This window comes from Enterobacter sp. BIDMC 29 (assembly GCF_019378755.1).
Lineage (GTDB): Bacteria > Pseudomonadota > Gammaproteobacteria > Enterobacterales > Enterobacteriaceae > Enterobacter > Enterobacter ludwigii.
This window is the reverse complement of record NZ_CP080000.1, coordinates 3,090,125-3,114,497: the sequence shown is the minus strand read 5'-3', so window position 1 is coordinate 3,114,497 and position 24,373 is coordinate 3,090,125. Positions and strand designations below refer to the sequence as shown.

Sequence of the window (24,373 nt, the reverse complement as noted above, 5' to 3'; positions counted from 1 at the left end):
ATCACCGTGCAAAATGTTGATGTCGCCATCGTTGGCGGCGGAATGGTAGGACTGGCGCTGGCCTGTGGTTTACAGGGCAGCGGCCTGCGCGTTGCGGTACTGGAGCAAAACGTGCCTCAGCCTGTCGCGCAGGACGCGCCGCCGGAACTGCGCGTCTCGGCAATCAATGCGGCCAGTGAAAAGTTGCTGACGCACCTTGGCGTCTGGTCAGATATCGTGGCGCAGCGTGCCAGCTGTTATCACGGCATGGAAGTGTGGGACAAAGACAGCTTTGGTCATATCGCGTTTGATGATGAAAGCATGGGCTACAGCCATCTGGGACACATCATCGAAAATGCCGTTATCCACCATGCTCTGTGGCAAAAGGCGCAGTCCTGCAGCGATGTCACGCTGCTGGCACCGGCGCAAATCCAGCAGGTTGCCTGGGGAGAAAACGACGCCTTTATCACCCTGCAAAGCGGTGACATGCTGACCGCGCGACTGGTTGTGGGCGCTGACGGTGCCAACTCCTGGCTGCGTAACAAGGCGGATATTCCGCTGACGTTCTGGGACTATCGCCATCACGCTCTGGTGGCAACGATTCGCACTAAAGAGCCGCACGGTGGGGTGGCGCGCCAAATCTTCCACAATGACGGCATTCTGGCATTCCTGCCGTTGAGCGATCCGCACCTGTGTTCGATTGTCTGGTCTCTGGTTCCTGATAAAGCGCAACAGATGCAGGAGGCGACTCCCGAGGCGTTTAACCAGGCGCTGTGCGTCGCGTTTGATAACCGTCTTGGGCTATGCACCCTTGAAAGCGAGCGGCTGGTGTTCCCGTTAACCGGGCGCTATGCGCGTCAGTTTGCGGCGCACCGTCTGGCGCTGGTGGGTGACGCGGCGCATACGATCCATCCGCTGGCCGGGCAGGGCGTGAACCTTGGCTTTATGGACGCGGCAGAGCTGGTTGAAGAGTTGCGTCGCCTGCATCGCGAAGGCAAAGATATCGGCCAGCATCTCTATCTGCGTCGCTACGAACGCAGCCGTAAGCACAGTGCAGCGGTGATGCTGGCAGGCATGCAGGGTTTCCGTGAGCTGTTTGCCGGCGCGAATCCAGCGAAAAAACTGCTGCGCGACCTCGGCCTTAAACTTGCCGATACCCTTCCGGGCGTAAAACCTCAACTCCTTCGCCAGGCGATGGGTCTTAACGACCTGCCGGACTGGCTGCGCTAATATAGACCCCCGTCACACTTTGTTTTCCCGGCCTCTGCGCCGGGGAAATTCACTCGTTTGAAATAATCTAATTTCACCGCATTTTTCGCATTAGAAAATCTAATCTTACTATTTTTATGTTACGGAAATTCCGCCCGTTTTTCAGCATGAAATATCACCATCTGCTAAATCCTGTTAGAGCAATGTTAATTTTATGCGGGTTTAATCGCAGTTTGCCAGTGAATAACTCTGTAAGCTTTTTCGTGTTTTTAGGTCATAAGCTAATGTGATGACCCGTTTTACCTTATGGTTAATCGCCGGTTTCGGTGGTAAGTTCAGGTAAAAGAGAACGTTTGCGTCGGGGTCCAGAAAGCGATCGCGGCGCCGGGTTTTGTGGCACTGTTCAGGTGTGCGAAACGCAAGACAGCCCTGCTTATTCAACGAGGAAAAGATGGCTCAACAGACTCCTTTGTACGAACAACACGTGTTATGCGGCGCACGCATGGTGGACTTCCATGGCTGGATGATGCCGCTGCACTACGGCTCGCAGATTGATGAGCACCACGCGGTGCGCACCGATGCCGGTATGTTCGACGTGTCACACATGACGATTGTCGACCTGCATGGCAGCCGCACCCGGGAGTTTTTACGTTATCTGCTGGCAAACGACGTCGCCAAACTGAAGACGCCAGGCAAAGCGCTCTACACCGGCATGCTGAATGCCTCCGGCGGCGTAATTGATGACCTCATCGTCTATTACTTCTCTGAAGATTTCTTCCGCCTCGTTGTAAACTCCGCCACCCGCGAAAAAGACCTCTCCTGGATTACCCAACACGCTGAACCTTACGCCATCGACATCACCGTCCGCGATGATCTGTCGCTGATCGCCGTACAGGGGCCGAACGCGCAGTCTAAAGCCGCCTCTCTGTTCAGCGATGAGCAGCGTAAAGCCACCGACGGCATGAAGCCGTTCTTCGGCGTACAGGCGGGCGATCTGTTTATCGCGACCACCGGCTACACCGGTGAAGCGGGCTATGAAATTGCCATGCCGAATGAGAAAGCCGCCGATTTCTGGCGTGCGCTAGTGGAAGCCGGCGTTAAGCCGGCAGGTCTGGGCGCGCGCGATACGCTGCGTCTGGAAGCCGGTATGAACCTCTACGGGCAAGAGATGGATGAAGGCGTGTCACCGCTGGCGGCCAACATGGGCTGGACCATCGCCTGGGAACCGGCTGACCGTGAGTTTATTGGCCGTGAAGCGCTGGAAATGCAGCGTGAAAAGGGCACTGAACAACTGGTAGGCCTGGTGATGACCGAGAAAGGCGTGCTGCGCGGCGAGCTGCCGGTGCGTTTTACAGATGCTGACGGCAACCCGCGTGAAGGCGTGATCACCAGCGGTACCTTCTCCCCGACGCTGGGCTACAGTATTGCACTGGCGCGTGTTCCGGCGGGCATTGGCGAAACGGCAGTGGTGCAAATCCGCAACCGTGAAATGCCGGTCAACGTGACCAAACCGATTTTTGTTCGCGCCGGTAAGCCGGTCGCCTAATCATTTTTATCAGGAGAACTTCAATGAGCAATGTGCCAGCAGAACTGAAATACAGCAAAGAACACGAGTGGCTGCGCAAAGAGGCGGACGGCACTTACACCGTAGGGATCACCGAGCATGCGCAGGAGCTGCTGGGCGACATGGTGTTTGTTGACCTGCCTGAAGTCGGCGCATCCGTGGAAGCAGGCGATGACTGCGCCGTGGCCGAGTCCGTAAAAGCGGCTTCTGATATCTACGCCCCGGTAAGCGGTGAAATTGTTGCCGTGAACGACGCCCTGAGCGACTCCCCGGAGCTGGTGAACAGCGAGCCTTATGAAGGCGGCTGGATCTTCAAAATCAAAGCCAGCGACGAATCGCAGGTCGCCGCGCTGCTGGATGCCACCGCGTACGAAGCGCTGTTAGAAAACGAGTAAGCCTTAACCCTCTCCCCTTTGGGGGGAGGGTAGGGTGAGGGGAACAGACGACACCCTCACCCCAGCCCTTTCCCTCCGGGAGAGGGAGAAAACACATTCACTGCACGTTTCAGGAACCATCGCTCATGACACAGACTTTAAGCCAGCTTGAAAACCGTGGCGCCTTCATTGAACGTCACATTGGGCCGGATGCTCAGCAACAGCAGGAGATGCTGAAGACAGTTGGCGCGGATTCATTAAATGCACTGATCGGCCAGATTGTGCCAAAAGACATCCAGCTTGCCACGCCGCCTCAGGTGGGTGAAGCCACCACTGAATTCGCCGCTCTGGCGGAGCTGAAGGCGATTGCCGGCCTGAACAAGCGCTATAAGTCTTACATTGGCATGGGCTACACCAACGTGCAGTTACCCCCGGTTATTCTGCGTAATATGCTGGAAAATCCGGGCTGGTACACCGCCTACACCCCGTATCAGCCAGAAGTTTCTCAGGGCCGTCTGGAAGCGCTGCTGAACTTCCAGCAGGTTACGCTGGATTTGACCGGCCTGGATATCGCGTCCGCTTCACTGCTGGATGAAGCCACCGCCGCCGCCGAAGCAATGGCAATGGCGAAGCGCGTGAGCAAACTGAAAAATGCCAACCGCTTCTTCGTGGCAGCGGACGTGCATCCGCAAACGCTTGATGTGGTTCGTACCCGTGCCGAAACCTTTGGTTTTGACGTGATTGTCGACGACGCCGACAAAGTCCTCGATCATCAGGATGTGTTTGGCGTGCTGCTGCAACAGGTCGGCACCACCGGTGACGTTCACGACTACAGCGCACTGATTGCTGAGCTGAAAGCCCGCAAAGTGGTTGTCAGCGTCGCGGCTGATTTTATGGCGCTGGTCCTGCTGACGGCTCCAGGTAAACAGGGCGCGGACATTGTTTTCGGTTCTGCACAACGCTTTGGTGTCCCGATGGGCTACGGTGGCCCACATGCGGCGTTCTTTGCCGCAAAAGATGAATTCAAACGCTCCATGCCTGGCCGTATCATCGGCGTTTCAAAAGATGCCGCCGGTAACACCGCGCTGCGCATGGCAATGCAGACTCGCGAGCAGCATATTCGTCGCGAGAAAGCGAACTCCAACATCTGTACCTCGCAGGTCCTGCTGGCCAATATCGCCAGCCTGTACGCTGTCTTCCACGGTCCGGTTGGCCTGAAACGCATTGCCAGCCGTATTCACCGTCTGGCGGATATTCTGGCCTGTGGTCTGCAGCAGAAAGGCCTGAAACTGCGCCACGCCCATTACTTTGACACGCTGTGCGTTGAAGTGGCTGACAAAGCCGCGGTGCTGGCTCGTGCTGACGCGGCAGAGATCAACCTGCGTAGCGACATCCATAACGCGGTAGGCATTACCCTGGATGAAAGCACTACCCGCGAAGATATCGTTAACCTGTTTAACGTCTTGCTGGGCGATGCACACGGCCTGGATATTGATACGCTCGATAAAGATGTCGCGCTCGACAGCCGCTCTATCCAGGAAAGCATGCTGCGTGATGATGCGATCCTGACTCACCCGGTGTTCAATCGCTACCACAGCGAAACCGAGATGATGCGCTATATGCACTCTCTGGAGCGCAAAGACCTGGCGCTGAATCAGGCGATGATCCCGCTGGGCTCCTGCACCATGAAGCTGAACGCTGCGGCAGAGATGATCCCAATCACCTGGCCTGAATTTTCCGAGCTGCACCCGTTCTGCCCACCAGAGCAGGCGGAAGGTTACCATCTGATGATCAACCAGCTCTCCGACTGGCTGGTGAAGCTGACCGGTTACGATGCACTCTGCATGCAGCCAAACTCCGGGGCGCAGGGGGAATACGCGGGCCTGCTGGCAATTCGTCACTATCACGAAAGCCGCAATGAAGGGCATCGCGATATCTGCCTGATCCCGAGTTCTGCGCATGGCACCAACCCGGCGTCTGCCCAGATGGCGGGTATGGAAGTGGTGGTGGTGGCCTGCGACAAGAATGGCAATATTGACCTGGCCGATCTGCGTGCGAAAGCCGAGCAGGCGGGCGAAAAACTCTCCTGCATCATGGTGACCTACCCGTCCACCCACGGTGTGTACGAAGAGACCATCCGTGAAGTGTGTGAAGTCGTCCATCAGTTCGGCGGTCAGGTTTATCTCGACGGTGCAAACATGAACGCACAGGTTGGCATTACCTCTCCGGGCTTTATCGGCGCGGATGTGTCGCACCTGAACCTGCATAAAACCTTCTGTATTCCACACGGCGGTGGCGGCCCGGGTATGGGCCCAATCGGTGTGAAAGCACACCTGGCGCCGTTTGTCCCAGGCCACAGCGTAGTGCAGATTGAAGGCATGTTGACCCGTCAGGGCGCGGTCTCTGCGGCACCGTTCGGTAGCGCCTCAATCCTGCCCATCAGCTGGATGTATATCCGCATGATGGGCGCGGAAGGGCTGAAGCAGGCAAGCCAGGTGGCTATCCTCAATGCTAACTACATCGCAACGCGTCTGAAAGAAGCGTATCCGGTGCTCTACACGGGCCGTGATGGTCGCGTGGCGCACGAGTGCATCCTCGATATCCGTCCTTTGAAAGAAGAGACAGGTATCAGCGAGCTGGATATTGCTAAGCGTCTGATCGACTACGGATTCCATGCGCCAACCATGTCGTTCCCGGTGGCGGGTACGCTGATGGTTGAACCCACCGAGTCTGAAAGCAAAGTTGAGCTGGACCGCTTTATTGACGCGATGCTGGCTATCCGCGCTGAAATCGACCGCGTGAAAGCCGGCGAGTGGACGCTGGCTGATAACCCGCTGGTTAACGCACCGCACACCCAGAATGAGCTGGTCTCCGGGTGGGAGCACGATTATACCCGTGAGCAGGCGGTGTTCCCGGCTGGCATAGCAAACAAATACTGGCCGACCGTGAAACGTCTCGATGACGTCTACGGTGACCGTAATCTGTTCTGCTCTTGTGTGCCAATGAGCGAATACCAGTAATCTTTCCGCGGTTATAACGTGTACAGGCCGGGTCAGCGTTAACGCTACCCGGCTTTTTTTATAAGGAGACATAGATGGCAATTGCACTGGTCACCGGCGCCAGCCGCGGTATTGGTAAAGCTACCGCGCTGCAACTGGCGCGCGAAGGCTACACCGTGGCGGTGAACTATCACCACAACATCAAAGCCGCGACGGATGTGATCACGATGATTACCGACGCGGGGGGTAACGCGTTTGCCGTGCGTGCAGATATCAGTGATGAAGCTCAGGTGCTGGCAATGTTCGACAGTATCGATCGTGAAGCCGGACCGCTTACCGCACTGGTGAACAACGCCGGGATCCTGTTTGAACAATCCACGATTGAACACCTCTCCGCTGAACGGATCAACCGCGTGTTAGCTACGAACGTGACCGGTTATTTCCTCTGCTGCCGCGAAGCGGTAAAACGCATGTCGTTCAGACATGGTGGCAAAGGCGGCGCGATCGTGAACGTGTCATCCGCGGCATCGCGCCTCGGTGCTCCGGGTGAATATGTGGATTACGCCGCGTCCAAAGGTGCTGTCGATTCGTTGACGACGGGATTATCGCTGGAAGTGGCAGCGCAAGGGATCCGCGTAAACTGCGTGCGTCCCGGGCTGATTTACACCGAGATTCATGCATCTGGCGGTGAGCCGGGCCGGGTGGATAGGGTCAAATCCATGCTGCCTATGCAGCGTGGCGGTCAGCCGGAAGAGGTGGCGCAGGCGATTGTCTGGCTGCTGAGCGAGAAAGCCTCGTATGTGACGGGAAGTTTTATTGAACTGGCGGGTGGGAAATAAACATCTCCTCTCCCCATCGGGGAGAGGAGAAAAGCGTTAAAGCGTCTCGCCGTTGCTGGCAATCACGTCTTTGTACCAGTTAAAGCTCTTTTTCCGCGAGCGTGACATATCGCCGGTACCGTCGTCGTGCTTGTTCACATAGATAAAGCCGTAGCGCTTGCTGTACTGGCCGGTAGTGAACGACACGCAGTCGATGCAGCCCCACGGGGTATAACCCATCAGATCCACGCCATCATACGTGACGGCTTTCATCATCTCTTCCACGTGCGCACGCAGGTAGTCGATGCGGTAGTCATCATTGATGCTGCCGTCTTCTTCTACTTTGTCGTAGGCGCCAAAGCCGTTTTCCACGATAAACAGCGGTTTCTGGTAACGCTCGTACAGTTCGCACAGGGAATAGCGCAGACCCACCGGGTCAATCTGCCAGCCCCAGTCAGAGGCTTTCACATGCGGGTTCGGTACGCTGCCTTCAAAGCCTGAGATAGCATCGCCAGTACCGCCTTCCGCTTTCACGGCGTTGGTCATGTAATAGCTGAAGCCCAGATAGTCACAGGTGCCTTCACGCAGGATCTGCTCGTCACCCGCTTCCATATGGATGGTGAAGCCACGGCGTTCCCATTCATTAAGCACATAGGATGGGTAGTAACCGCGCAGCTGGACATCGGTAAAGACATAGCGTTCTCGCATGGATTCCTGTGCAAACATCACGTCCTCTGGTTTACAGGAGAACGGATAGAGCGCCACCATTGCCAGCATACAGCCGACTTTCATTTCCGGGTTAATGCGACGCGCCGCTTTCACCGCCAGCGCGCTGGCAACGAACTGGTGGTGCAGCACCTGGTACATGGTCTCTTCCGGATTGTCATGCTCGGTATAAACCACGCCTGAGCAACAGTAGCCAAACAGCGGCGCACGCCAGTTACGCTGGTTGTTGATCTCGTTAAAGGTCATCCAGTATTTGACCTTATTTTTGTAGCGCTCAAACACCACTTCCGCGAAGCGCACAAAGAAATCCACCACTTTACGGTTGGTCCAGCCGCCGTACTCCTGCACCAGGTGGAGCGGCATTTCGAAGTGGGAGAGGGTGATGACCGGTTCAATATTGTATTTCAGCAGCTCATCGAACATGTCGTCGTAGAACTTCAGGCCTTCTTCATTCGGCTGTGTTTCATCCCCTTTCGGGAAGATACGCGTCCAGGCGATAGAGGTGCGGAAACATTTGAAACCCATCTCAGCAAACAGCTTGATGTCTTCTTTGTAATGGCCATGGAAGTCGATAGCTTCGTGGTTCGGATAGTACTTCCCCGGCACGACTTCCTGCGTGATTTCGCGCGGCACGCCGTGCGCACCGCCCGTTAAGACATCGCAGATACTCGGCCCTTTACCGCCTTTGTTCCAGCCGCCTTCAACCTGGTGAGCGGCCACTGCGCCGCCCCATAAAAAGTCTTTTGGTAGGGTAAGTTTTTTCATCGCTGCTATTCTCAGTAAATGACATATTGCGTTCGAGTCTAGCAAAGCGGAATTAAATGTCACGATATAACAATTCGCTGAAAATGTAATTTGTCACATCGAAAAAACAGGGTGTTTTATTCTGTCAGTTTCTTCGCCAGTTTCCGGCCAAGCGATTCGAGAATATAGATGACGGGTATTTGTGTGGTGATATCGTACACGCCGCCTATCCGTGTCTGAGGGACATGCCAGGAGAGGTTAAAGTCCGCGAGCTTTGCCAGGCGCGAGTGCTCGTGGCTGGTAATGGAGAGCACTTTGCAGCGATGCAGGCTAAACTGGCTGGCAAAGCGCAGGATCTCTTCAGTTTCACCGGATACCGACAGCACAATCGCCAGCGCGTTTTTAGCCATATCATTGGTGACCGGGAAATAAGGATCGTCGATGTGGTTGCTGAATTTACCGATATTCGAAAAGAAGCGTGCGCCATATTTTGCCAGCGAGCCAGACGTGCCCGCACCGACAAATATAATACGTTCGGAAGATAAAATAATATCGACCGCCTCATCTAATAAAGCATCGAACTCTTCGTTATTAACGCCTTTAAAGAAGCTAATAATTTCACTGGCACCAAAATTTGCCTGCTGAGGTTCGTTCTGCTCTAAATAGAGCTTAAAGCGCACGCGGAATTCAGAGTAGCCTTCGCAGTTGAGTTTGCGGCAAAAGCGCAGGATAGTGGTCGTTGAGACGCCAGCCGCATCCGCCAGCTCGCGGATGGTCATGTACATGACTTTGTCACGATTTTTAATGACATAGTTGTAGACCATCATTTCCAGATTATTGAGACTGGCAATGGCGGCGTGGGTGAACATACTCACAATGGCGAAACTCTCATTCAGACATCATTTATCCATCATAACATGCAGCAAGTCGGCAGGATCCAATTTTATGCCCTTGATTCTTAATGATTAAATTTTAATGTGAACAAATGTTAGGTGAATAATTTGTTTATGTTCATGATTTATAGATAAAAATTATGTTTGTGAAATTATTTTAGCTAACAGGTGTTCACTGGAATCATTCTCAGTTAGCATAGACAGGTGATGAATATTCATCGTTAGTTTTCCCGGAGTTTTGTATGGTGAGCAGACCATTAATTGCACAGGGATATTCGCTGGCTGAGGAAATAGCCAACAGTATTAGCCACGGTATTGGCCTGGTTTTTGGGATTGTCGGTTTAGTGTTATTGCTGGTGCAGGCGGTGGATACGAATGCCAGCGCAATGGCCATCACCAGCTACAGTCTGTATGGCGGGAGTATGATCCTGCTGTTCCTGGCGTCGACGCTGTACCACGCTATCCCGCATCAACGGGCCAAGATCTGGCTCAAGAAATTCGACCACTGCGCTATCTATCTTCTTATTGCAGGGACCTACACGCCTTTCCTGCTGGTGGGTCTTAACTCGCCGCTGTCGCGTGGCCTGATGATTGTTATCTGGAGCCTGGCGCTGCTGGGGATCCTGTTTAAGCTGACCATTGCGCACCGGTTTAAGGTGCTGTCGCTGGTGACCTATCTCACGATGGGCTGGCTTTCGCTGATTGTGGTTTATCAACTGGCGATCAAGCTGGCGGTAGGGGGCGTGACGCTTCTGGCCGTTGGGGGCATCGTCTACTCGCTGGGCGTCATTTTCTATGTCTGCAAGCGTATCCCGTACAATCATGCTATCTGGCATGGGTTTGTGCTGGGCGGTAGCGTGTGCCACTTTTTAGCGATTTATCTCTATGTGGGGCAGGTTTAATTTCAGAACGTTGATCTTCTTGCCTCAGCCCTCTCTTTGTGAGAGTAAGCAAAAAAAACGGTAACCGTCAGGTTACCGTTTTTTTATCTCGTCGCCGGGCAATGACGCCTTACTCTTCCAGCGAATACGGCAGTGGCTCAATGCTCAGCGTATTGGCATCGTCACGCACGCGGAACACGCTGTCGGCTTCCATATCGTTGTTCATGACGGCCTGAACCAGAAGGCGGCCATCATCCAGTTGAACTGCGGCTAACACCGTGCCGGTACGGCGCCAGTTCTCGCCCATCTTCAGTTCTAAATCTTCACCAGCGTCAGGCACGCGGCTGGCGTGGCCCGCCAGGGTCCACAGTGCGCGTTTGTTGGCTCCGCGGAATTTGGCGCGTGCCACCATCTCCTGGCCGGTATAGCACCCTTTCTTAAAGCTAATGCCACCCAGCGCCTGCAGGTTGGTGGCCTGAGGAATGAACTGCCCGCTGTTTGCGGCGTCAATCACCGGCAGACCGGCTTCAATGTTCAGCGCCAGCCACTGTTGGCTGTTATTAAACTGGGCTTCACCACGCAGCGCCTCGGTGACGCGTTCGGCGGTCGCGGTATCCGTGACTAACAGAAAGCGTTCCGCCGGGTGTTCAAACCACAGAATAGACGTTGCGCCTTCGCTGACGACCTGTTTCTGGGCATCCGGGAGTTCACTGAACAGATTTTTCAGCGCCGCACGGGCCTGGAAGCCTGCCACGCCCAGCAGAACGTGTTCATCATCCGCGGCGATAGTGACTTTTGAGAAGACCGCGTATTTTTTCAGCTCGGTGAGCTGCGCGTCCCGCAGGCTGCGGCGCTCAATAAAGGCAAAACCCTCCTGACGACGGAACAGGCGCAGGTTGCTCCACATCTTCCCTTTTGGATCGCAGTGTGCGACCAGCAGATGCTGATGTTCGTCCATCTGGCTGACGTCGGCGGTTACCTGGCCCTGCAGGTATTTTTCGCTGTCTGCACCGGTGAGTGTCGCCAGCGCCCAGTCATCAAGAGTAATAAGCGTCAGCGGCAGACGCGCAGAGGCGGCGGGCTGGCGAGGAGAAAATGGTGTAAAGGCCATAACGATATCCTGAATTGCTTAACGCTTTGATAATGCCTAATGGTAAAAGAGCCTGCTGGCATTGCAAGCGCTTTCAACAGGCCATTTGTGCCATAGCCCGGTTATGCGTAGCGCCACGCAAAATAGTGTAATCCGCTGTCTTTATAGGGTTTATTGTGGAAGCGCGCTCGTGGTTCGCAATATTCCAGTAAAGAAACGGTCAAAAACACGTTACACTAGCTGGTGTCCCCGCAGAGAAATCAAGAACACTGGACGGGGTGCCGACTGTGCCAAACGTAATGCAGGAAACAGAACATGGATATTAACAACAAGGCCCGTATTCACTGGGCGTGCCGTCGCGGCATGCGTGAACTTGATATTTCCATCATGCCTTTCTTCGAATATGAGTATGACAGCTTAAGCGATGATGATAAGCGTCTGTTTGTTCGCCTGCTTGAGTCTGACGATCCTGATTTATTTAACTGGCTGATGAATCACGGCAAACCCGCCGACACCGAGTTGCAACGGATGGTGCAATTAATTCAAACACGGAATCAGGAACGTGGTCCTGTGGCAATCTGACCTTCGCGTCTCGTGGCGCTCGCAGTGGATGTCGTTGTTGCTCCACGGCCTGGTCGCGGCCTTTGTGTTACTGATGCCGTGGCCGCTTAGCTATACGCCTCTGTGGCTGCTGTTGCTGTCGTTTGTGGTGTTTGACAGCGTGCGCAGCCAGCGCCGCATTCATGCCCGTCAGGGGGAGATCAAATTACTGATGGATTCCCGCCTGCGCTGGCAGGGAAAAGAGTGGGAAATTCTCGGTATGCCCTGGATGATCGCTTCCGGCATGATGCTGCGGCTACGTAGCGTGGACAGCGGGCGTCGCCAGCATCTGTGGCTGGCCGCGGACAGTATGGATAGCGCTGAGTGGCGGGACCTGCGTCGGATGTTATTACAGCAGCTGACGCAGGAGTAATTCGCGTTAGCTAAACTGTTCTGCCATTTCGCCCAGAATCTGCTCACACCAGCTTTGCAGGCGCTCATCGCTGAGATCGTACTGGTTGGTTTCATCCAGTGCCAGCCCGACAAACAGCTGCCCATCGGCAATAATCGGTTTCTTACTGGTGAACTCGTACCCTTCGGTTGGCCAGTAACCGATAAACGTGACGCCCTTCGGTGCCAGTTTGTCGTGCAGCATGCCGAGTGCGTCCAGGAACCACTCACCGTAACCCAGCTGATCTCCCATGCCGTACATGGCAATGATTTTGCCGTCGAGGTTAAGCGTATCAAGCTGGTCCCAGATGGCTTCCCAGTCTTCCTGTATTTCGCCGAAATCCCAGGTCGGGATGCCGAGGATCAGCACGTCGTACTGCTCCATCAGCGTAAGCGCGTCATCTTTCAGGTTATGCAACGTCACCAGTTCCGGGCCAATGATGTCCCGAATTTTCTCTGCCGCCATTTCGGTGTAGCAGGTGCTGGAACCATAGAACAGACCAATATTCATCGCGTGACTATCTCAATTCTTGCTTTGACTTTGCGCGTAGTGTACCAGAAACCGATCGCAATCAGGCATAATGGCCTGACTGCAGAATCAAAGGGGCTGATGTGGAAAAGGATCTCGCACTCATCGAACAGTTTCTCGATGCACTGTGGCTGGAGAAGAACCTGGCCGAGAATACGCTCAGTGCCTACCGGCGCGATCTCACCATGCTGGTGGAGTGGCTGGCGCACCGCGGGCTGTCGCTGGCGAACGCCCAAAGCGACGACCTGCAGGCGCTGCTGGGCGAGCGGATGGAAGGGGGCTACAAGGCCACCAGTTCCGCACGTTTGCTCAGCGCAATGCGTCGGCTGTTCCAGCACCTCAACCGTGAGAAAATTCGCGAAGACGATCCCAGCGCGCTTCTGGCCTCCCCGAAACTCCCGCAGCGGCTGCCGAAAGATCTCAGCGAAGCACAAGTTGAGAGATTATTACAGTCACCCGCAGTTGACCTGCCGCTGGAGTTACGCGATAAAGCCATGCTTGAGCTATTGTATGCTACCGGTTTGCGTGTTTCTGAACTGGTCGGCCTGACGATGAGCGACATTAGCCTTCGTCAGGGCGTGGTTCGCGTAATCGGTAAAGGAAACAAGGAAAGGCTGGTACCGCTGGGTGAAGAGGCGGTGTACTGGCTGGAAACGTATCTGGAGCACGGTCGTCCATGGTTGCTTAATGGCGCTTCAATCGACGTCTTGTTCCCCAGCCAGCGCGCACAACAGATGACGCGGCAAACGTTCTGGCATCGCATCAAACATTACGCCACACTGGCGGGTATCGACAGTGAAAAGCTTTCGCCACACGTTTTGCGTCATGCCTTTGCGACGCATCTGCTGAACCACGGCGCCGACCTGCGCGTGGTGCAGATGCTGCTGGGACACAGCGATCTTTCCACGACCCAAATTTATACCCATGTCGCGACGGAACGGCTGCGGCAGCTACACCAACAGCACCACCCACGAGCGTGAGTGCCGACGAATTAGGATCTTATATGAAAAAGTCTTTCGCGCTGTTCACCCTGCTGGCAGCCTCATTTACCGGTTTTGCCCATGCGGATGACGCCGCTATCAAACAGTCTCTGGCGAAGCTAGGCGTCACCAGCAGTGATATCCAGTCTGCACCGGTTGCCGGCATGAAAACGGTTCTGACGAACAGCGGCGTGCTGTACGTGACCGAAGACGGAAAACACATTATTCAGGGGCCAATGTACGACGTGAGCGGTGCACAGCCGGTCAACGTAACCAACCAGCTGCTGATGAAAAACCTGAACGCGCTCGAAAAAGAGATGATCGTTTATAAAGCGGCGCAGGAAAAACACGTCATTACCGTCTTCACCGACATCACCTGTGGCTACTGCCATAAGCTGCATGAAGAAATGAAAGATTACAACGCGCTGGGGATCACCGTGCGTTATCTGGCCTTCCCGCGCGCGGGCGTTGAGAGCAAGCCAGAGCAGGATATGAAAGCTATCTGGTGTGCGAAAGACCGCAACAAAGCCTTTGATGACGCGATGAATGGCAAAGGCGTGCAGCCTGCATCCTGCGACATTGATATCGCTAACCACTACGCGCTGGGTGTGCAGTTTGGCGTGAACGGTACGCCAGCGATTGTCCTGAGCAATGGCTATGTTGTTCCGGGTTATCAGGGACCTAAAGAGATGAAAGAGTTCCTCGACGCGCACCAGAAACAGTTTGGTGGTAAATAATTCGCGTGAAAGCCCCAATAAAACTGCGCCGCCGCGAGGCGGTTGAACATGCTGATTTGCCTGACGACCTCCCGCCGCTGCTAAAGCGGCTATACGCCAGCCGTGGCGTGCGTACCGCCGCCGACCTTGAGCGCAGCGTTAAAGGGATGTTGCCATGGCAGCAGTTAAACGGCATCGAAAAAGCCACAGAAATACTCTACAACGCGCTGTGTGAAGGTACGCGTATTGTGGTGGTGGGGGATTTTGATGCTGATGGCGCAACCAGTACCGCGCTGAGCGTGCTGAGCCTGCGCGCGCTGGGCTGCGACAACGTGACATATCTGGTGCCGAACCGGTTTGAAGATGGTTACGGCCTCAGCCCGGAAGTGGTCGATCAGGCCCATGCCCGCGGTGCACAGCTGATCCTGACCGTTGACAACGGGATCTCTTCCCATACGGGCGTCGATCATGCGCATCAGCTGGGGATCCCGGTGCTGGTTACCGATCACCACCTGCCGGGTGAAACGCTGCCTGCCGCGGAAGCGATCATCAACCCGAATCTGCGCGACTGCGATTTCCCGTCGAAATCACTCGCAGGCGTCGGCGTGGCATTTTATCTGATGCTGGCGTTACGCACGCTGCTGCGTGATAAGGGCTGGTTCGACGCCCGCGGTATTGCCGTGCCGAACCTGGCCGAGTATCTCGACCTGGTCGCACTGGGGACCGTCGCGGACGTGGTGCCGCTCGATACCAATAACCGTATTCTGACCTGGCAGGGCTTAAGCCGCATCCGGGCGGGCAAATGCCGTCCTGGTATCAAAGCGCTGCTTGAGATTGCTAACCGCGATCCGCTCAAGCTGGCGGCAAGCGATCTGGGCTTCGCTCTGGGGCCTCGCCTGAACGCGGCCGGCAGACTGGACGATATGTCCGTTGGCGTTGCGTTGCTGCTGTGCGACAACATTGGTGAAGCGCGCGTGCTGGCTAATGAACTGGACGCCCTGAACCAGACCCGTAAAGAAATTGAACAGGGAATGCAGGTTGAAGCGCTGACCCTGTGCGAAAAACTGGAACGCAGCGGCGATACGCTGCCGGGCGGCCTGGCGATGTATCACCCTGAGTGGCATCAGGGCGTGGTGGGCATTCTGGCTTCGCGTATTAAAGAGCGTTTCCACCGCCCGGTCATTGCGTTTGCACCGGCTGGTGATGGCACCCTCAAAGGCTCCGGGCGTTCGATTCAGGGGCTGCACATGCGCGATGCGCTGGAGCGTCTGGATACCCTCTACCCGGGTCTGATGCTCAAGTTCGGCGGCCATGCCATGGCGGCAGGTTTGTCGCTGGAAGAGGCGAAGTTCGACGAGTTCCAGCGTCTGTTCGGCGAGCTGGTCACCGACTGGATTGACCCGGCCCTGCTGCAGGGCGAAGTGGTTTCCGACGGCGAACTCACGCCGGTTGAGATGACGATGGAAGTGGCACAGATGCTCCGGGATGCAGGGCCGTGGGGGCAGATGTTCCCGGAACCCCTGTTCGATGGCCGCTTCCGTCTGCTGCAACAGCGCATTGTTGGTGAGCGCCATCTGAAAGTGATGGTCGAGCCTGTAGGCGGTGGCCCGCTGCTGGACGGTATTGCCTTTAACGTCGATACCGCTGTCTGGCCGGACAACGGCGTGCGCGAAGTTGAGCTGGCATACAAACTGGATATAAACGAGTTCCGCGGTAACCGCACCCTTCAGATCATCATCGACAATATCTGGCCAATTTAGCGGCAGTAATCTCTATAAAAAAGGGCGTGGATTCGGTACAATCCCGCTCTTATCACCGCATTTTGACAAGTCCATAAAAGAAAACAGACCATGTTTGAAATTAATCCGGTAAAAAACCGTATTCAGGACCTCACGGAGCGCTCTGACGTTCTTAGGGGGTATCTTTGACTACGATGCCAAGAAAGAGCGTCTTGAAGAAGTAAACGCCGAGCTGGAACAGCCGGACGTCTGGAACGAACCTGAACGCGCGCAGGCGCTGGGTAAAGAGCGTTCCTCTCTCGAAGCTATCGTAGATACGCTGGATCAAATGGCTCAGGGGCTGGAAGATGTTTCCGGTTTACTGGAGCTGGCCGTCGAAGCTGACGACGAAGAAACCTTTAACGAAGCCGTGGCTGAACTCGACGTGCTCGAAGAGAAGCTGGCACAGCTTGAATTCCGTCGCATGTTCTCCGGTGAATACGATAACGCTGACTGCTATCTCGATATTCAGGCAGGTTCTGGCGGTACCGAAGCCCAGGACTGGGCCAGCATGCTGATGCGCATGTATCTGCGCTGGGCGGAAGCCCGCGGCTTCAAAACCGAAATCATCGAAGAGTCTGAAGGTGAAGTGGCCGGTATTAAATCTGTCACCATCAAGATTATTGGCGATTACGCCTACGGCTGGCTGCGTACCGAGACGGGGGTTCACCGCCTGGTGCGTAAGAGCCCGTTCGACTCCGGCGGCCGTCGTCACACCTCCTTCAGCTCCGCATTTGTCTATCCGGAAGTTGACGAAGATATCGATATCGACATCAACCCGGCGGATCTGCGTATCGACGTTTACCGCGCATCCGGCGCGGGTGGTCAGCACGTTAACCGTACGGAATCTGCGGTGCGTATCACCCACATTCCAACCGGGCTGGTGACGCAATGCCAGAACGACCGTTCCCAGCATAAGAACAAAGACCAGGCCATGAAGCAGATGAAAGCGAAGCTTTATGAGCTGGAGATGCAGAAGAAAAATGCTGAGAAACAGGCGATGGAAGATAACAAATCTGACATCGGTTGGGGCAGCCAGATCCGTTCTTACGTCCTTGATGACTCCCGCATCAAAGACCTGCGTACCGGGGTTGAAACCCGTAACACGCAGGCGGTGCTGGACGGCAGCCTGGACCAATTTATCGAAGCAAGTTTGAAAGCAGGGTTATGAGGAACCAACATGTCTGAACAACAAGCACAGGGCGCTGACGCGGTAGTCGATCTTAATAACGAACTGAAAACCCGCCGCGAGAAGCTGGCAGCACTGCGCGAGCAGGGCGTGCCGTTCCCGAACGATTTTCGTCGTGACCATACCTCAGACCAACTGCACGCTGACTTCGACGGTAAAGAGAACGAAGAGCTGGAAGCGCTGAACATCGAAGTGGCCGTTGCTGGCCGCATGATGACCCGTCGTATCATGGGTAAAGCCTCCTTCGTGACGCTGCAGGACGTTGGCGGCCGTATTCAGCTGTACGTCTCCCGCGACGACCTGCCGGAAGGCATCTACAACGAGCAGTTCAAGAAGTGGGACCTGGGCGATATCCTGGGGGCGAAAGGTAAGCTGTTCAAAACCAAGACCGGTGAGCTGTCTATCCACTGCACCGAACTGCGTCTGCTGACCAAAGCCCTGCGCCCGCTGCCGGACAAATTCCATGGCCTGCAGGATCAGGAAGCGCGCTACCGTCAGCGTTACCTGGATCTCATCTCCAACGATGAATCCCGTAAGACCTTCAAGATTCGCTCTCAGATCATGGCCGGTATCCGCCAGTTCATGGTTAACCGCGACTTTATGGAAGTGGAAACCCCAATGATGCAGGTGATCCCAGGCGGTGCGTCTGCACGTCCGTTCATCACCCATCACAACGCCCTCGATCTGGACATGTACCTGCGTATCGCGCCGGAACTGTACCTGAAGCGTCTGGTCGTCGGTGGTTTTGACCGCGTGTTCGAAATCAACCGTAACTTCCGTAACGAAGGCATCTCCGTGCGTCATAACCCAGAGTTCACCATGATGGAACTCTATATGGCGTATGCGGATTATAAAGATTTGATCGAGCTGACCGAATCTCTGTTCCGTACCCTGGCGCAGGACATTCTTGGCACCACTAAAGTGCCTTACGGTGAAGAAGTCTTCGACTTCGGCAAGCCGTTCGAAAAACTGACCATGCGCGAAGCGATCATGAAATACCGTCCAGAAACCAACATGGCCGATCTGGATAACTTCGACTCTGCGAAAGCGATCGCGGAAAGCATCGGTATCAACGTTGAGAAGAGCTGGGGTCTGGGCCGTATCGTGACCGAGATCTTCGAAGAAGTGGCCGAAGCGCATCTGATTCAGCCGACCTTCATCACCGAATACCCGGCAGAAGTTTCTCCGCTGGCACGTCGTAATGATATGAACCCGGAAATCACTGACCGCTTTGAGTTCTTCATCGGTGGCCGCGAAATCGGCAACGGCTTTAGCGAGCTGAACGATGCAGAAGATCAGGCTCAGCGCTTCCAGGATCAGGTTAACGCGAAAGCGGCGGGCGATGACGAAGCGATGTTCTTCGACGAAGACTATGTGACTGCGCTGGAGCACGGTCTGCCACCAACCGCAGGGCTGGGGATTGGTATCGACCGTATGGTTATGCTGTTCACTAACAGCCACACCATCCGTGATGTGATCCTGTTCCCGGCGATGCGCCCGGTGAAGTAAGCCGTTAAGACAGTAAAAAAAGCCCCGAAAGGGGCTTTTTTATTGCGCCGCGAAGGCCCTGAGCGCGTCGCGGGCGACCGTCGCTTCCTGCACCATCCACGGGCTAAAGCTCCAGGGGGCAGCGTCCAGTGCGCGGAACAACGCTTCCAGCTCGACCCATTCATACTCCATCACTTCATCGTGATTAATATGCAGTTCGCTGGTGACGCGTGCTGCGAATACCGGGCAAATCTCGTTCTCCACGATCCCCGAAGGATCGGCTTCACGATAACGGAACTCAGAGGCGATGGGAGTGATATTGGCGATCTCCGCGCCAACCTCAAAGCGGCAACGGCGGATGATAGCCTGTTCCGTCTTTTCACCAGACTGAGGATGTCCACAAACGGAGTTGGTCCAGACACCTGGCCAGGCTTTTTTGCTTAAGGCGCGTCGGGTAACCAGACACTCACCTCTGGCGTTAAAAAGCCACGATGAGAAAGCCAGGTGCAGCGGGGTGTGGGCGGTGTGGGCGGCGTACTTTTCCTGAGTGCCAATCACCATTCCCTGGTCATTTACCAAAATAACGTGTTCTTGAATACTCATTGATGCTCCAGTGCCAACGATGCGGATGGCTCAGCACCATCAGCAGCTGCATTATACCGCATTCCTCCATGCGCCGTTTGCTCTCAAGAGCGGAAAAGGGCTGACCCATATCAGTCTGGGCTGGTATCATAGTGCGCCATTCACGCTGACCGAGGATCTGTTTTGTTTGCAGGAAGCCTGACGAGAAATCCCATTACCGCCGTTTTTTGTCTGACGCTGACGCTATTACTGGCAGGCTGTTCAGGAAGCAAGTCGTCGGATATGGGCAGCTATTCCGGTGCGGTCTATACCGTTAAGCGCGGGGATACGCTGTATCGGATTTCGCGCGCAACGGGGACCAGCGTGAAGGATCTGGCGCGTCTGAATAACATCTCTCCACCCTACACTATCGAGGTGGGGCAGAAACTGAAGGTTAACGGTGGCGCGTCTTCAACGAAGAAATCCTCTAAAGGCAAAACAGCCAAAGTGACGCCGTCTTACGCGGTGCCGCAGTCCTCATGGCCTCCGGTCGGCCAGCGTTGCTGGGTCTGGCCTGCCAGCGGCAAGGTCGTGTTGCCTTACTCCTTGTCTGAGGGAGGCAATAAAGGCATTGATATCGCTGCTGCGCGCGGCACGCCAGTCTATGCATCAGGGGCAGGGAAGGTGGTCTACGTCGGCAACCAGCTGCGCGGTTACGGTAACCTGATCATGATTAAACATGGGGAAGATTACATCACTGCCTATGCCCACAACGATACGATGCTGGTGAACAACGGGCAGAATGTGAAGGCTGGGCAGAAGATTGCCACCATGGGCAGTACCGGCACGGACTCGGTGAAGTTACACTTCCAGATCCGCTATCGCGCTACAGCCATCGATCCGCAGCGTTATCTTCCGGTGCCAGGCAGCAAGCCAAAGTGCTAAGTGATTATATAATCGCCATTTAGTTGCAAAGAGGCTTGTATGAAGAGGCGTAAGGTCTATAATGCCTTACGCACCTCAAAGCGGGCGTAGTTCAATGGTAGAACGAGAGCTTCCCAAGCTCTATACGAGGGTTCGATTCCCTTCGCCCGCTCCAGTCTCCTGATAAATCAATAAATTATGATTTATCAGTTAGTTACGTTGCCCCGCTTTAGCAGGTACAACTTAAACTACCCATTGTTCTACGCCCGCACCTGTCGCGTGATTGGTCTGTGGTACAAGGGAGCATATTATCACGCTGGCGGTGGTTCCAAGTTCTTACCGCGACAGTACAACAACGAACAAAAAGCTACATACCTGGCATAACTCCCGAACAGATTGAACACACGCATTTAAGCCCGATGTGTGGCCCTATAAGCCACGTAAACAGGTGAATAGTGGTAATGCCCCGGTAGCTACAGATCCGGCTCTGCCAGCGCTTCGCTCACGCTCCGAAAGGTACACGAGCACCCTGATAAGGTGTTATCTCTCTGAACATTGATGTAGTCGCCTAACGGCTCCGCTTGTTGCTTGTACCACTAACGGGGCTTTATGGCTTCTATTGTCTGAAATCTGATACATTGCACAAACATCATGTGGATTGCTGTAAAGTTCATCAGTATGATTGCTTGCACAATCAGCGATTGGGAAAGCACTTCTGGAAGATAAGGGACGAGACAATATGAAAGTGACTGATGAGGCGTTGTTACGTTCAGGATTTACACCATCGGATTTGCAGAAAATAAAAAACAACGTTGAAAGCTATGGTGGAACGTTGGGGGAAGCGATTCAGGATCTGGCTAATCGATTCAGGGTTGTTTTATGGATAACATCGGCATGTCTGATGGTTTTTATCCTTTTAGTGTTGTTTACTGCGAAAGAAACCGTCGTGGGTGGTGGGATATCAATTCTGATCGCAATAGTCATCGTTGCATTTATTCAGCCGCCAGTCCTTTCTTACAAATCCTGGCGGTTCTGGAGAAAATTCAGAGGCTAATGGCTCGCTGTGTCAGTAGAAAGCAGGTCAAAAATTACTTTGGCCTTAAGTCCATAACCTACTATTTTCATTGTTAATTTGGGACGGCTCATCGTGTCGACCTTGCGATAAAAATCACGGGGCATCCATTTAAATAGCCTCCATGCTTCGGGTCTTCTGGCTAATCCAAAGATGCTATATACACTTGCAGTTAACGTAATAGCGTTATAAATCGCAAGTCCTGTTTCAGGCTTGAAACCCATAAACTGGGCCGCTTCCATAGCACCATCAGCCACAAATCCCTCTGTGTGATATTGTTTTCCATATATAGCAGGGATGATTTCTTTTGACAGACCGTTAATGCCATCTGTTACAAGGATGGCCCCTGCCAGCATACCTAAAGGTGTCATCGTAGCGACCATCAACGCACCGCCAGCAATTGCTATTCCAGAAACCACAATGTGAATAGCTGAAATCATGTAGCCGACGATTTTATTATTTTCCTTAACAAACTCGACCTTCGCGTAAAGCTGTGCGGACTTGGTTCTTAACAGACGTTCTTGTTCTTGTAGATTATCTGTTTCAGCACGCAGATTTTTGATGCATACAATGCATTCTTCATCGGTTTTAGCTCGTCGTGCTGTTTCAAATTCTTTCTCTACAACCTGTTTTATCTCTTCAACAAACTTGATACGAGTTATCCCATCTTGCAAATAGAATGCTGACAGCCGGTTTGCTGTTTCGACGAGTTTCCGGGCTTCAAGATTCACCATGGTATCTGACCATGTTCTGTTCCAGCCCCTGTTGAGCAGTGCGATATCCATAAAGACTCCTTCCCAAAATGTGTCTGGTCATTTTACGTGCAATAAGGTCGAAGACAACAGGAAATACTTTCACAACCCCCCCCCCGTGTGTGTCCCGTACCTTTATCCTCCCATTTTACATTCTCCTGCTGAAAATATTCCCGGCTCTGTTGGACCGCTGCTAGACGTGACAGGCCAGCAGTCAATACTTCCTTGTCTTCTTGCTGAAATATCGGACATCCCAGCCACATCTGTTCAGATAGATAATTTGTTAAAAAATGGGTCTATTTAACATAATGTACGTTATACGACTAACCGGATCGGCACTCATTGTCTAATCAGGCTGTATGCCTTATTTAGGAAGGTTTTCTCGTGAAAAGGCGATCAAAGTGAGTGCATAAACACTGCATAAAAGAGGGGTGTTTTTGCATAGCCTTTTTACAGAGTCTGATGCTTGTTTTCTGATGTTTTCCCACAACAAAGGGTTGTATAGGTTCAGTATTATTTCATGCGTGTGCAGAGCGGCCTGCGGCACAATAACAGATACATTCAACCGGTTTCACTACCAGACAACCCACCAACAACAGGCGAAATTCTCCCGCCCTGGCAGGTCACGGATGCGTACCTTTTCCACACAATTGTGAACTGCTCAACCAATAGCCCCATATGCTCCACCAGAAGCCTGTAACGGCGATTTCTAGCTAAACTGCGTACCGATAATCCACGACGTCCCACAGCGCACTACAGGCGGCTCAATGCATCCAAAAATAGACGGATTTTCAGAAGGTTGTGAAAAAAATTTATTTTTTCGATATGGGAGGACGGATCGGTGATGGTGTTTAGCTACAATATGGCTGGCAGATCTGCCGAGGCCCTGCCACTACTGGCTTCGTTATGTATCCGATACCATAACGATCACCATTCCCCACAGGCGAGCCAGTGACAACAGACAGGATTTTCTATCAATTAACCGCAATTTATGGGTATTTAAATCCTATTATTTCCCGCCGAAAATCCAACCTATGACTGCACCGATCACCGCAGAGCGGGTCTCACCTGCTGCACTTTTGAGGACGTTAATAATGATATCACCTGAAGTCGGGGCTTTCTGAGTAAGGACGCTTACACCAAGTGGGGTTAACTTGGCAGCGTAGTCCATATCTGTTGAGGTGGCCAAATTCAGTAAACCACTACAGACAGATATACGAGCACACCTGATAAGGTGTGACCCTCAGACAATCTGATGAAGTCGCTACGCTCCGCTTGTTACTTGTACCACTAACGGGGCTTTATGGCTTCTATTGTCCAAAATCTGTTAGTTGCGCATTTTATGCACCCTGGATACCCTGAGATTAATCCTATTAACTCAAGGGTGAGCATGGCTATCGGGAAGAGACAGAATCAAAAAGAATTACCTGAAGAAGAGTTGGATCGCTTGCTGGATGATCTTGAACTCACACAGGAGCAACGAGAGTTTATAGAATCCATGCGGCAAAATAACGAGAATAAAAACAACGAGGAGTAGTGTTTATGGCGGGGATCTGTGAAGGGGGCAGCCGTAGCTGCTAATCTTCATCTTTCTAAACAAAATGGGCTAAACTCTTTATTTGAGCTTTTTTCAAATACGCATCAGGCCTATTATAGAGTAAATTCTCCGCATCCTTATTTATCCAATGCTCATTCTATTAATCCTATAAGCAGAAATTTTTTAACCTAGATCGTTAAGCGTTTTGGAAGAGGCGAGAGTAAGCAGAATTAAAAAACCTCTCGAAAAGAAAAATGGGTGATAAATTATGTTATCTGAGAACATAAAGTTATTGAGTCAATCTCGATGTTGGTAGTGTTATGATATAATTCAAGGGTATAGTGATGCTTTTCTTTCTATATGAGTCGACCTTTCTTCTGATTTTTCTCAATTTTATTTGCACATCAAGAACGGCTCTACTTTTTATAGCAGAAGTCAATAAATTTATCAGGTCAGTTGGATTGTTATAAATTCCTCGTGCCAACTTAATCTTAAAAGACCTCATTAAATATTAAAAATATCGAAAGAATATATCCCTATGGATGGATTGCAAAGTGAGAGTGGGTGTTTTTTATAACAA

Annotated in this window: 23 protein-coding genes and 1 tRNA gene; 18 read left to right on the top strand and 6 right to left on the bottom strand. The window is 53.3% G+C overall.

Features of this window, described 5'->3' with window-relative positions; translation table 11 throughout:
- The first annotated feature begins 6 nt into the window (after nucleotides 1-6).
- From ubiI to JTA15_RS13550, 5 genes are all read left to right on the top strand, one after another.
- Entirely contained in the window at nucleotides 7-1,209 is a 1,203-nt protein-coding gene (gene ubiI, locus JTA15_RS13570) for an FAD-dependent 2-octaprenylphenol hydroxylase (protein WP_219372401.1), read from the top strand.
- Between the two features lie 430 nt (nucleotides 1,210-1,639).
- On the top strand, nucleotides 1,640-2,734 hold the full coding sequence (gene gcvT / locus JTA15_RS13565) for a glycine cleavage system aminomethyltransferase GcvT (RefSeq protein WP_020883724.1): 1,095 nt from the start codon (nucleotides 1,640-1,642) through the stop codon (nucleotides 2,732-2,734).
- A 23-nt stretch (nucleotides 2,735-2,757) separates the two neighbouring features.
- Nucleotides 2,758-3,147 carry a glycine cleavage system protein GcvH gene (gcvH, locus tag JTA15_RS13560; protein WP_014171522.1) on the top strand — a complete coding sequence of 130 codons (390 nt, stop codon included), beginning with the start codon at nucleotides 2,758-2,760 and terminating at the stop codon, nucleotides 3,145-3,147.
- Nucleotides 3,148-3,272: 125 nt separating this feature from the next.
- Nucleotides 3,273-6,146 (top strand): aminomethyl-transferring glycine dehydrogenase, encoded by a 2,874-nt coding sequence (gcvP, locus tag JTA15_RS13555; RefSeq protein WP_138014143.1) that lies wholly within the window; start codon nucleotides 3,273-3,275, stop codon nucleotides 6,144-6,146.
- A 74-nt stretch (nucleotides 6,147-6,220) separates the two neighbouring features.
- Nucleotides 6,221-6,964: an SDR family oxidoreductase gene (locus tag JTA15_RS13550; RefSeq protein ID WP_014171520.1), complete on the top strand. Its 744-nt coding sequence runs from the start codon at nucleotides 6,221-6,223 to the stop codon at nucleotides 6,962-6,964.
- A 36-nt stretch (nucleotides 6,965-7,000) separates the two neighbouring features.
- On the opposite strand, the gene bglA is transcribed toward JTA15_RS13550, so the two are convergent.
- Both bglA and JTA15_RS13540 read right to left on the bottom strand, forming a co-directional pair.
- Nucleotides 7,001-8,434: a 6-phospho-beta-glucosidase BglA gene (gene bglA / locus JTA15_RS13545; protein ID WP_032678925.1), complete on the bottom strand. Its 1,434-nt coding sequence runs from the start codon at nucleotides 8,432-8,434 to the stop codon at nucleotides 7,001-7,003.
- 116 nt (nucleotides 8,435-8,550) lie between these two features.
- Nucleotides 8,551-9,282, bottom strand: a complete 732-nt coding sequence (locus JTA15_RS13540) for a MurR/RpiR family transcriptional regulator (RefSeq protein ID WP_040018863.1) — start codon at nucleotides 9,280-9,282, stop codon at nucleotides 8,551-8,553.
- Between the two features lie 266 nt (nucleotides 9,283-9,548).
- Between JTA15_RS13540 and JTA15_RS13535 the strand changes: the two genes are divergently transcribed.
- Nucleotides 9,549-10,208, top strand: coding sequence for a hemolysin III family protein (locus JTA15_RS13535; protein WP_014171517.1), 660 nt, complete (start codon nucleotides 9,549-9,551; stop codon nucleotides 10,206-10,208).
- Nucleotides 10,209-10,317: 109 nt separating this feature from the next.
- Here the strand turns inward: JTA15_RS13535 and ygfZ are convergent, their stop codons facing one another.
- Nucleotides 10,318-11,298 (bottom strand): tRNA-modifying protein YgfZ, encoded by a 981-nt coding sequence (ygfZ, locus tag JTA15_RS13530; protein WP_020883730.1) that lies wholly within the window; start codon nucleotides 11,296-11,298, stop codon nucleotides 10,318-10,320.
- Between the two features lie 294 nt (nucleotides 11,299-11,592).
- Here ygfZ and sdhE point away from each other — a divergent pair, with 294 nt between their 5' ends.
- Both sdhE and JTA15_RS13520 read left to right on the top strand, forming a co-directional pair.
- Nucleotides 11,593-11,859, top strand: a complete 267-nt coding sequence (sdhE, locus tag JTA15_RS13525) for an FAD assembly factor SdhE (protein ID WP_003863437.1) — start codon at nucleotides 11,593-11,595, stop codon at nucleotides 11,857-11,859.
- Nucleotides 11,840-12,250, top strand: coding sequence for a protein YgfX (locus tag JTA15_RS13520; protein WP_014171514.1), 411 nt, complete (start codon nucleotides 11,840-11,842; stop codon nucleotides 12,248-12,250). The genes sdhE and JTA15_RS13520 overlap by 20 nt, the downstream gene beginning before the upstream one ends.
- 6 nt (nucleotides 12,251-12,256) lie before the next feature.
- Here the strand turns inward: JTA15_RS13520 and fldB are convergent, their stop codons facing one another.
- Nucleotides 12,257-12,778, bottom strand: coding sequence for a flavodoxin FldB (gene fldB / locus JTA15_RS13515; protein WP_014171513.1), 522 nt, complete (start codon nucleotides 12,776-12,778; stop codon nucleotides 12,257-12,259).
- A gap of 101 nt (nucleotides 12,779-12,879) precedes the next feature.
- Here fldB and xerD point away from each other — a divergent pair, with 101 nt between their 5' ends.
- The 5 genes from xerD (at nucleotide 12,880) to lysS (ending at nucleotide 18,968) form a co-directional block, all read left to right on the top strand.
- Entirely contained in the window at nucleotides 12,880-13,776 is an 897-nt protein-coding gene (gene xerD / locus JTA15_RS13510; protein WP_014171511.1) for a site-specific tyrosine recombinase XerD, read from the top strand.
- A gap of 23 nt (nucleotides 13,777-13,799) precedes the next feature.
- Nucleotides 13,800-14,513, top strand: coding sequence for a bifunctional protein-disulfide isomerase/oxidoreductase DsbC (dsbC, locus tag JTA15_RS13505; RefSeq protein WP_020883731.1), 714 nt, complete (start codon nucleotides 13,800-13,802; stop codon nucleotides 14,511-14,513).
- A 5-nt stretch (nucleotides 14,514-14,518) separates the two neighbouring features.
- Nucleotides 14,519-16,252: a single-stranded-DNA-specific exonuclease RecJ gene (gene recJ, locus JTA15_RS13500; protein ID WP_014171509.1), complete on the top strand. Its 1,734-nt coding sequence runs from the start codon at nucleotides 14,519-14,521 to the stop codon at nucleotides 16,250-16,252.
- 90 nt (nucleotides 16,253-16,342) lie between these two features.
- A protein-coding gene (gene prfB, locus JTA15_RS13495; protein ID WP_104440355.1) for a peptide chain release factor 2 occupies nucleotides 16,343-17,441 on the top strand; the annotation gives its coding sequence in 2 pieces (ribosomal slippage) (nucleotides 16,343-16,417 and nucleotides 16,419-17,441; 1,098 coding nt in all).
- 9 nt (nucleotides 17,442-17,450) lie between these two features.
- Nucleotides 17,451-18,968, top strand: coding sequence for a lysine--tRNA ligase (gene lysS / locus JTA15_RS13490; protein ID WP_020883733.1), 1,518 nt, complete (start codon nucleotides 17,451-17,453; stop codon nucleotides 18,966-18,968).
- 39 nt (nucleotides 18,969-19,007) lie between these two features.
- On the opposite strand, the gene idi is transcribed toward lysS, so the two are convergent.
- Nucleotides 19,008-19,550, bottom strand: a complete 543-nt coding sequence (gene idi, locus JTA15_RS13485; RefSeq protein ID WP_020883734.1) for an isopentenyl-diphosphate Delta-isomerase — start codon at nucleotides 19,548-19,550, stop codon at nucleotides 19,008-19,010.
- A 25-nt stretch (nucleotides 19,551-19,575) separates the two neighbouring features.
- Here idi and JTA15_RS13480 point away from each other — a divergent pair, with 25 nt between their 5' ends.
- From JTA15_RS13480 to JTA15_RS13465, 4 genes are all read left to right on the top strand, one after another.
- Nucleotides 19,576-19,731, top strand: coding sequence for a hypothetical protein (locus JTA15_RS13480; protein ID WP_153852832.1), 156 nt, complete (start codon nucleotides 19,576-19,578; stop codon nucleotides 19,729-19,731).
- Nucleotides 19,713-20,453 (top strand): amidase activator ActS, encoded by a 741-nt coding sequence (actS, locus tag JTA15_RS13475; RefSeq protein ID WP_032680337.1) that lies wholly within the window; start codon nucleotides 19,713-19,715, stop codon nucleotides 20,451-20,453. The genes JTA15_RS13480 and actS overlap by 19 nt, the downstream gene beginning before the upstream one ends.
- Before the next feature lie 80 nt (nucleotides 20,454-20,533).
- Nucleotides 20,534-20,607 (top strand) — tRNA-Gly (locus tag JTA15_RS13470).
- Nucleotides 20,608-21,171: 564 nt separating this feature from the next.
- On the top strand, nucleotides 21,172-21,486 hold the full coding sequence (locus tag JTA15_RS13465) for a hypothetical protein (RefSeq protein ID WP_032678921.1): 315 nt from the start codon (nucleotides 21,172-21,174) through the stop codon (nucleotides 21,484-21,486).
- On the opposite strand, the gene JTA15_RS13460 is transcribed toward JTA15_RS13465, so the two are convergent.
- Nucleotides 21,483-22,289, bottom strand: a complete 807-nt coding sequence (locus tag JTA15_RS13460; protein WP_032678920.1) for a DUF4225 domain-containing protein — start codon at nucleotides 22,287-22,289, stop codon at nucleotides 21,483-21,485. The two genes, JTA15_RS13465 and JTA15_RS13460, sit on opposite strands and share 4 nt — an antisense overlap.
- A gap of 1,270 nt (nucleotides 22,290-23,559) precedes the next feature.
- Between JTA15_RS13460 and JTA15_RS13455 the strand changes: the two genes are divergently transcribed.
- A complete protein-coding gene (locus JTA15_RS13455) occupies nucleotides 23,560-23,793 on the top strand; it encodes a hypothetical protein (protein WP_081308099.1) in 234 nt (77 codons plus the stop codon).
- The last annotated feature ends 580 nt before the right edge of the window (nucleotides 23,794-24,373 follow it).

Coding starts and splice junctions, on each gene's coding strand:
- JTA15_RS13550 (WP_014171520.1), top strand. CDS start 6,221: ATGGCAATTGCACTGGTCACCGGCGCCAGCCGCGGTATTGGTAAAGCT.
- fldB (WP_014171513.1), bottom strand. CDS start 12,778: ATGAATATTGGTCTGTTCTATGGTTCCAGCACCTGCTACACCGAAATG.
- JTA15_RS13460 (WP_032678920.1), bottom strand. CDS start 22,289: ATGGATATCGCACTGCTCAACAGGGGCTGGAACAGAACATGGTCAGAT.
- JTA15_RS13540 (WP_040018863.1), bottom strand. CDS start 9,282: ATGTTCACCCACGCCGCCATTGCCAGTCTCAATAATCTGGAAATGATG.
- ygfZ (WP_020883730.1), bottom strand. CDS start 11,298: ATGGCCTTTACACCATTTTCTCCTCGCCAGCCCGCCGCCTCTGCGCGT.
- gcvT (WP_020883724.1), top strand. CDS start 1,640: ATGGCTCAACAGACTCCTTTGTACGAACAACACGTGTTATGCGGCGCA.
- idi (WP_020883734.1), bottom strand. CDS start 19,550: ATGAGTATTCAAGAACACGTTATTTTGGTAAATGACCAGGGAATGGTG.
- dsbC (WP_020883731.1), top strand. CDS start 13,800: ATGAAAAAGTCTTTCGCGCTGTTCACCCTGCTGGCAGCCTCATTTACC.
- JTA15_RS13455 (WP_081308099.1), top strand. CDS start 23,560: ATGGCTTCTATTGTCCAAAATCTGTTAGTTGCGCATTTTATGCACCCT.
- sdhE (WP_003863437.1), top strand. CDS start 11,593: ATGGATATTAACAACAAGGCCCGTATTCACTGGGCGTGCCGTCGCGGC.
- gcvH (WP_014171522.1), top strand. CDS start 2,758: ATGAGCAATGTGCCAGCAGAACTGAAATACAGCAAAGAACACGAGTGG.
- JTA15_RS13465 (WP_032678921.1), top strand. CDS start 21,172: ATGAAAGTGACTGATGAGGCGTTGTTACGTTCAGGATTTACACCATCG.
- JTA15_RS13480 (WP_153852832.1), top strand. CDS start 19,576: ATGGCTCAGCACCATCAGCAGCTGCATTATACCGCATTCCTCCATGCG.
- gcvP (WP_138014143.1), top strand. CDS start 3,273: ATGACACAGACTTTAAGCCAGCTTGAAAACCGTGGCGCCTTCATTGAA.
- JTA15_RS13535 (WP_014171517.1), top strand. CDS start 9,549: ATGGTGAGCAGACCATTAATTGCACAGGGATATTCGCTGGCTGAGGAA.
- lysS (WP_020883733.1), top strand. CDS start 17,451: ATGTCTGAACAACAAGCACAGGGCGCTGACGCGGTAGTCGATCTTAAT.
- bglA (WP_032678925.1), bottom strand. CDS start 8,434: ATGAAAAAACTTACCCTACCAAAAGACTTTTTATGGGGCGGCGCAGTG.